The sequence below is a fragment of the Arthrobacter sp. Y3221157 genome, from assembly GCF_059089865.1.
This window is the reverse complement of record NZ_JBNHFD010000203.1, coordinates 1-898: the sequence shown is the minus strand read 5'-3', so window position 1 is coordinate 898 and position 898 is coordinate 1. Positions and strand designations below refer to the sequence as shown.

Here is an 898-nt window from a genome sequence, read left to right as displayed (position 1 = left end):
AGGGTTCCGTGAAAGAGCTCATCCGTTGGGGGCGGAAGTCACCATGACGAGAGCGAGCGTTTCAGATTTGCTTAGCGATGACGTTGAAGAAAAGTTCGTAGTCGTCTCGAAGAAACTTGGGGACACGGCGCTTGGATTCAAAAAGATCGCGTTGTCCGTCTCTAAGAGCCTCCTGACGAATCTGGATCATGCCACTCAAGATCTTGCGCTTTTCGAGGTCGTCCATGGCGACGACATCCTTGTACGCGGCCGCGAGCACTCGGGCAGCATCCGGAATGAACAAATAGTCCAGTCCGGTCGGCAGAACTTGCTGACGCAGATTCACGCCGAAGCTGAAGTCGATGTCGCCAAAGTCCACACCGGAGAAGTCGTTGCCGTCAATCGTGTTGGATCGTTCACCGTAGATTGATGCATCTGGTCCAGTGCGGCCCCAGATCTGGGTTGAATCCATACGGCCACTAAATACGCAGCCAATCAAGTCCCCCGCTGCTATTTTGAATCGGGTACTGCGGATATTGCGGAACGTGCAGTTAACGAACCGTGCCCTACCAACACCCGTACTGGCCGGAAACCTACTGCCGTCGAAGCTGCAGTTGATGTATTCGGAGAGAACCTTCCCTTCGCCGAAGCTCAGAGAGTCCAGGCGGAGTTGCTGAAAATTGCAGTTCTCGAACCTCGAGCCATGAGAGCCGAAACTCTTCAGACCCAAAGCCGCGTAGTCGACGCCCTTGACGTGCTCGTGATCGACGAAGACATCACCTTTTAGCGGAATGTCGACATGGCCTAGGGTGTGAACTCTCACGTCAAATTCCTCAGTGCCCATCACGGAATCCTATAGGTAAGTACGACGCCGCCCTGCTGGTGGCCCTTAGCCAAAGGACGTGCGCCGTAGGGGGTT

The 898-nt window shown here is 54.7% G+C and carries 1 protein-coding gene; it reads right to left on the bottom strand.

Annotated features, from left to right (window positions below; genetic code table 11):
• Positions 1-61: 61 nt before the first annotated feature.
• Positions 62-823 carry a hypothetical protein gene (locus tag AC5RTT_RS20650; RefSeq protein ID WP_494146720.1) on the bottom strand — a complete coding sequence of 254 codons (762 nt, stop codon included), beginning with the start codon at positions 821-823 and terminating at the stop codon, positions 62-64.
• Positions 824-898: the final 75 nt, after the last annotated feature.

Coding starts and splice junctions, on each gene's coding strand:
- AC5RTT_RS20650 (WP_494146720.1), bottom strand. CDS start 823: ATGGGCACTGAGGAATTTGACGTGAGAGTTCACACCCTAGGCCATGTC.